This window comes from Tepidimonas charontis, from assembly GCF_007556685.1.
GTDB lineage: Bacteria > Pseudomonadota > Gammaproteobacteria > Burkholderiales > Burkholderiaceae_C > Tepidimonas > Tepidimonas charontis.
On sequence record NZ_VJON01000071.1, the window covers coordinates 1 to 5695 of the forward strand.

Consider the following 5695-nt stretch of genomic DNA (forward strand, 5'->3'; position numbering starts at 1 on the left):
TGCTGACCGACAACGGCCCGGCCTTCCGTTCCAAGCCATTCCGGCAGGCTTGCCAGCAACTGGGCATCGCGCACAAGTTCACCCGCGCGTATCGGCCACAAACCAACGGCAAGGCCGAGCGGTTCATCCAGTCGGCGCTGCGTGAGTGGGCCTACGGCTGGACCTACCAAAACTCCGAGCAGCGGCGCCAAGCGCTTCACAGCTGGCAGCACCACTACAACTGGCATCGCCCGCACCACGGCATAGGCCGCGTCCCGCCTATGTCACGGCTTCCAGTTCTTCGGAACAACCTCTTGACGGCTCACACCTAGTTGGCTGCAACGGGATAAGTGCGCCCGCCACGGCGCCACTGGGGGCCGACGAGGCCTCAGGAGGCTCACGAAAGGGGCTTCTGGAGCGGAAAATAACTCAAAAAAATCTGCCCCTGATCCCGTCATGTGAAACAAAGTCTACCATCACCGCGTCCTCTGGAACGAATAGGCTGGGTTGTGCAGAGGTTTCCTAATGGACAATTTGGGATGAAGGCGCTGTCCCCAACCTCGTTGCCCGTTGCGGCGCCGCCGAGCGCGCGTTGGTCGATCGCGGATGTGGAGCGCGAAACCGGCATTGGCAAAGACACCCTGCGTGTGTGGGAGCGGCGTTATGGGTTCCCGCTGCCGTGGCGCGATGAGCATGGTGAACGCCTGTACGATGACGAGCAGCTGCAGCGGCTGCGCCTGATTCGGCGCTTGCTCGACGCCGGTCTGCGTCCGGGGCGGGTGGTGGGGCTGCCGCTGGCAGCCCTGAATGCGGTGGCCGCCTCGTCGCCGGTCGGTGCGGGGCCAGCGGCGGCTGGCGACGAACTCGCCCGCTGGATGGACTGGGTGCGGCGTGATCAGACCGCGCAGCTGCGTGCTGCGCTGAGTGGTGCGCTGCGCACGCACGGCTTGGCCCATACCGTCGAGTCGGTGATTGCGCCGTTGTGCGTAGAAGTCGGTCACGCTTGGCTGCGCGGGGACATCGGGGTCTATCAGGAGCACTGGTTTACCGAGGTGGTGCAGACGACGCTGCGAGCTGCCATCGCGCGCCTGGACAAAGCCAGCGCTGCCGCGCCACGGGCGCCTCGGGTCTTGCTGACCACGACCCCAGGCGAGCAGCACCAGCTCGGCTTGCTGATGGTGGAGTGCTTTTTGGCGCTGGAGGGCTGCGAGCGTGTCTCGCTGGGTGTGAGCACCCCGCTGGCCGAAATCGTCGATGCCGCCCAACGCACTCACGCGGATGTGGTGGCGCTGAGCTTCAGCGCCCAGGCCAGCCGGCGTGACATGATCGACGCGGTGACCCAGTTGCGCGCGCGCCTGGCGGCGCCGGTGGAGCTGTGGTTGGGTGGGGCTGCCGCGCAACACCGATGGCGCGGCGGCTTGCCGCCGGGTGTGGTGCGCATGCGGCAGGCGGCCGAGGTCGTCGCGCAGGTGCGTGCCTGGCGTCAGCGCCACGCACGGGTGTGAGGCCAGCGCGCACCCGAGCCGCCGGCTCGCCCAGGCGCTCAGGGGGACGACGGCAGCGGCAACAGCGCGCCATAGCGCTCGGCCAAGAAGCCCTCGCCGCGCTCCAAGACGAAATAGCGAAACGCCTCTGCCGCGGGCGACAGCAGCTTGGCCAGCGTGTGCACCACGTGCCAAGCGCGCACGATCGGTGTGCCCTCGACGTCGAGCCGGGCGATCAGGCCGTGCTCCAGCTCCAGCTGCAGCGTATGCAGCGACAACAAGCCCAGACCCAGGCCGGCCATCACCGCTTGCTTGATCGCCTCGTTGCTCGCGAGCACCATGGCGATGCGCGGCTCCTCGTGGTGGCGCTCGAAAAAGGCCTGAAACAAGGCGCGTGTGCCCGAGCCGTGTTCGCGCACGATGAACCCGTAGGGCAGCAACGACTGCACGGTGGGGTGGCCGATACGCAGCAGCGGGTGGTCGGTGGGGGCGACGAAGACATGGGGATGGGCGCCAAACGGCTCGGCCCGTACGTTGAGCTCGCTGGGCGGGCGGCCCATGACGGCGATGTCCACATCCGCATTGCGCAGCATCTGCACCAGCTGCTCGCGATTGCCCAATACCAGGCGCACGTCCAGCCCAGGGTGCTCGCGGGTGAATTCGGCCAGCAAGGCGGGTAGAAAGTACTGCGCCGTGCCCAGCATGCCAATGGTCAGCGTGCCGGTTTCCAGGCGTTGCAGGCGTGCCGCCACGTCCTCGGCGTCTTTCAGGGTGGCCAGTACCTTGCGCGCGTACACCAGCAGGTACTCGCCGGCCGTGGTCAAGGCCACGCGCCGGCCCTGCCGCTCGAACAGCGGCAGACCCACATGCCCTTCTAACTCCTTGATTTGCATGGTAACCGCTGGTGGCGTCAGGTGCAGCGATTCGGCCGCCCGGGCAAAGCTCAGATGCCTGGCCACTTCGACGAAGACGCGCAGCTGGCGGAAGGTGGCGTTGCGAACACTCATTCAGTAAGTGCTGAATTGATATTGAAGAAATCGTGAATTTACCTTAGTTCAGTTCATTTTTATAGTTAGTCCTGCACCCTGCCTTGGGGTGTGGAAAGGAAGCCAACCGATGTGGTCCGCTCTGATTTTCGACGTCGATGGCACGCTGGCCGATACCGAGCGTATCCACCTGGAAGCCTTCAATGCGGCGTTCGCTGAAGCAGGGCTGGACTGGGTGTGGGATGTGCCGCTGTACACCCACTTGCTCGAGGTCTCTGGGGGGCGCGAGCGCATCCGCCATTACTGGCAGCAAGTCAACGCCGATGTGCGAGATCTCGACGGGTCGGCGCTGCAGGCGTGGATCGACCATCTGCACGAACTCAAAACGGCGCACTACGAAGAGCGCGTGCGCGCCGGCGCGGTGCAGTTGCGCCCTGGTGTGTTGGCGCTGATCGAGGCGGCCCGTACCGCCGGCCTGCGCCTGGCCATCGCCACCACCACCTCGCCCGTCAACATCGCAGCGCTGCTGCGCAGCGCCATGGGGCCCGACTGGCAGCTGGCGTTTGAAGTCGTCGAGGACGCCTCGACCGCGCCGCTGAAGAAGCCGCACCCGCAGGTATATCGGCAAACCCTGCAGCGCCTGGGCTTGCCGCCGTCGCAGTGTTTGGCGTTCGAGGATTCGGGCAACGGTTTGCGGGCGGCGCGCGCGGCCGGCTTGCCGACGGTGATCACGCCCAATGCCTTCACGGCGCACCACGATTTCACTGGCGCGCTGCGTGTGCTGCCTTCGCTCGACGGCGTCACGCTGGCCGATCTGCAGGCGTGGTACGCCACCGCGGCCGCGCCGGCGTAACCACGCTTTCTCCACTGGTCTTTGGTTTTTCGCTTTCGAGGTCGAGCCATGCCCCTGAGTCAACGCACCACCCTGACCCAATTTCTCATCGAGCAGCGCCGCCGCTTCCCCGGCGCCAGCGGCGACTTCAATGCCCTCATTCTCGATATCGCACTGGCGTGCAAAGCCATCGCGCGCAGCGTGGCCTTCGGCGCGCTGGGCGGCGTCCTGGGCGCGCAGGCCGGCGCCATCAACGTGCAGGGCGAGGAGCAGAAGAAGCTCGACGTCATCAGCAACGAATTGTTCGTCAAGGCCAACGAGTGGGGCGGACACCTCGCCGGCATGGCGTCGGAGGAGATGGACGAGCCCTACAACATCCCGGGCTGCTATCCGCGCGGCAAATACCTGCTGGTCTTCGACCCGCTGGATGGCTCCAGCAATATCGACGTCAATGTCTCGGTCGGCAGCATCTTCTCCGTGCTGCGCGCGCCGCAGGACGTCATCGACAGCGGTCGCGACGTCACTGCGCACGATTTCCTGCAACCCGGCTGCCAGCAGCTGGCGGCTGGCTACGCGCTCTACGGTCCCTCGACCATGTTGGTGCTGACGGTGGGCACCGGCGTGCATGGCTTCACGCTCGATCCCAGTCTGGGTGAGTTTTTCCTGTCGCACCCCGACATTCGCGTGCCCGAGGATACCCAAGAATTCGCCATCAACGCCTCCAACAGCCGCTTTTGGGAGCCCCCGGTCAAGCGCTATGTGGACGAATGCCTGGCGGGCCGCACCGGTGTGCGGGGCAAGGACTTCAATATGCGCTGGATCGCCAGCATGGTGGCCGAGGCGCACCGCATCCTGATGCGCGGCGGCGTATTCCTCTACCCCCGTGACACCAAAGACCCCAGCAAGCCGGGGCGGTTGCGCTTGCTCTATGAGGCCAATCCGGTGGGCTTCTTGATGGAGCAGGCCGGTGGCCGCGCCAGCACCGGGCGCGAACCGATTTTGCAGGTACAGCCCAGCGCCCTGCATCAGCGCATCGGCCTGGTGTTCGGCTCGAAAAACGAGGTCGAGCGCATCGAGCGCTACCACCGCGAGCCGGTGCCTCTCCGCGACGACAACCCGTTGTTTGCCGAGCGCACGCTATTTCGCACATGAGCCGCCGGCGCAGGCCGCCGCTGCGCCCCCGTGCGGCGGTGCGCGGCCTCCAGGCGCGCCGCCGGTGCCAGCGCCAGACAAGGCGATGCGGCGCCAGCGCACAACGCATGGCTTTCCCACATTTGGTCGATTCGAGGAGACCCCACACCATGTCCGAAAAACACCCCATCATCGCCATCACCGGCTCCTCTGGCGCCGGTACCTCCACCGTCACCCGCACCTTTGCCAACATCTTCCGGCGCGAGGGGGTCAAGGCGGCCATCATCGAAGGCGACAGCTTTCACCGCTACGACCGCAAAGAAATGCGCCAGCGCATGGCCGAAGAAGAGGCCCGCGGCAACCGCCATTTCAGCCACTTCGGGCCCGAGGCCAACCTGTTCGAAGAGCTGGAGGCGTTGTTTCGCACCTACGCCGAAACGGGTCAGGGGCGCTGCCGCAAATATCTGCACAACGAAGAAGAGGCCGCCCCCTACGGGCAGGAGCCGGGCACCTTCACCCCCTGGGAAGATCTGCCACCCGACACCGATATGCTGTTCTACGAAGGGCTGCACGGCGCGGTGGTGACCGACCGCGTCAACGTCGCGCAATACCCCGATCTGCTCATCGGTGTGGCGCCGTCGATCAATCTGGAATGGATTCAAAAGCTCATCCGCGACAAGACACAGCGTCGCTACAGCCAGGAAGCGGTGGTCGACACCATCTTGCGCCGCATGCCGGACTACGTCAACTATATTTGTCCGCAGTTCGCCGTCACCCACGTCAACTTTCAGCGCGTGCCGGTGGTCGACACCTCCAACCCCTTCATCGCGCGCGACATCCCCACCGCCGACGAGAGCGTGTGCGTGATCCGCTTCGCCAAGCCCAAGGGCATTGACTTTCCCTACCTGCTGAGCATGATCGACGGTTCATGGATGAGTCGCGCCAACACCATCGTCGTGCCCGGTGGCAAGATGGAGCTGGCGATGCAGCTGATCTTCACCCCCTTCATTTGGCGCATGATGGAGCGGCGCAAGCGTGCGCTGGGCCTGGCGTAACGGTCGCGCCGTCTGCCTTCTTTCGCATCCCCGTCGCAGGAGAGACCATGCATTTGTCCGATTTGCCCTCTGTACCGCTGGCCCTGCCCACGGCACGCCGTATGGCCAACGCCATCCGTGCGCTGGCCATGGATGCCGTGCAGCAGGCCAACAGCGGCCACCCCGGGGCCCCCATGGGCATGGCCGAGATGGCCGTGGCCCTGTGGGGCCGCCACCTCAAACACAACC

Annotated in this window: 7 protein-coding genes; 6 read left to right on the forward strand and 1 reads right to left on the reverse strand. The window is 65.5% G+C overall.

Annotated elements, in window-relative coordinates:
- Both Tchar_RS13090 and Tchar_RS13095 read left to right on the forward strand, forming a co-directional pair.
- Positions 1–311, forward strand: a 311-nt coding sequence (locus Tchar_RS13090) for an integrase core domain-containing protein (RefSeq protein ID WP_144329432.1), incomplete at its 5' end; no start/stop codon positions are given.
- A gap of 207 nt (positions 312–518) precedes the next feature.
- The gene (locus Tchar_RS13095) at positions 519–1484 is read left to right on the forward strand and encodes a MerR family transcriptional regulator (RefSeq protein ID WP_144329433.1); all 966 of its coding nucleotides are present in this window, start codon (positions 519–521) and stop codon (positions 1482–1484) included.
- Positions 1485–1522: 38 nt separating this feature from the next.
- Here Tchar_RS13095 and Tchar_RS13100 read toward each other — a convergent pair whose 3' ends face one another.
- Positions 1523–2470 carry a LysR substrate-binding domain-containing protein gene (locus Tchar_RS13100; protein ID WP_144329434.1) on the reverse strand — a complete coding sequence of 316 codons (948 nt, stop codon included), beginning with the start codon at positions 2468–2470 and terminating at the stop codon, positions 1523–1525.
- 109 nt (positions 2471–2579) lie between these two features.
- Between Tchar_RS13100 and Tchar_RS13105 the strand changes: the two genes are divergently transcribed.
- From Tchar_RS13105 to Tchar_RS13120, 4 genes are all read left to right on the forward strand, one after another.
- On the forward strand, positions 2580–3302 hold the full coding sequence (locus tag Tchar_RS13105) for an HAD-IA family hydrolase (protein WP_144329435.1): 723 nt from the start codon (positions 2580–2582) through the stop codon (positions 3300–3302).
- Positions 3303–3350: 48 nt separating this feature from the next.
- Entirely contained in the window at positions 3351–4433 is a 1083-nt protein-coding gene (locus Tchar_RS13110; RefSeq protein ID WP_144329436.1) for a class 1 fructose-bisphosphatase, read from the forward strand.
- A 149-nt stretch (positions 4434–4582) separates the two neighbouring features.
- Positions 4583–5467 carry a phosphoribulokinase gene (locus Tchar_RS13115; RefSeq protein WP_144329437.1) on the forward strand — a complete coding sequence of 295 codons (885 nt, stop codon included), beginning with the start codon at positions 4583–4585 and terminating at the stop codon, positions 5465–5467.
- 47 nt (positions 5468–5514) lie between these two features.
- A partial coding sequence (locus Tchar_RS13120) for a hypothetical protein (RefSeq protein ID WP_201739380.1) occupies positions 5515–5695 on the forward strand: 181 nt, incomplete at its 3' end.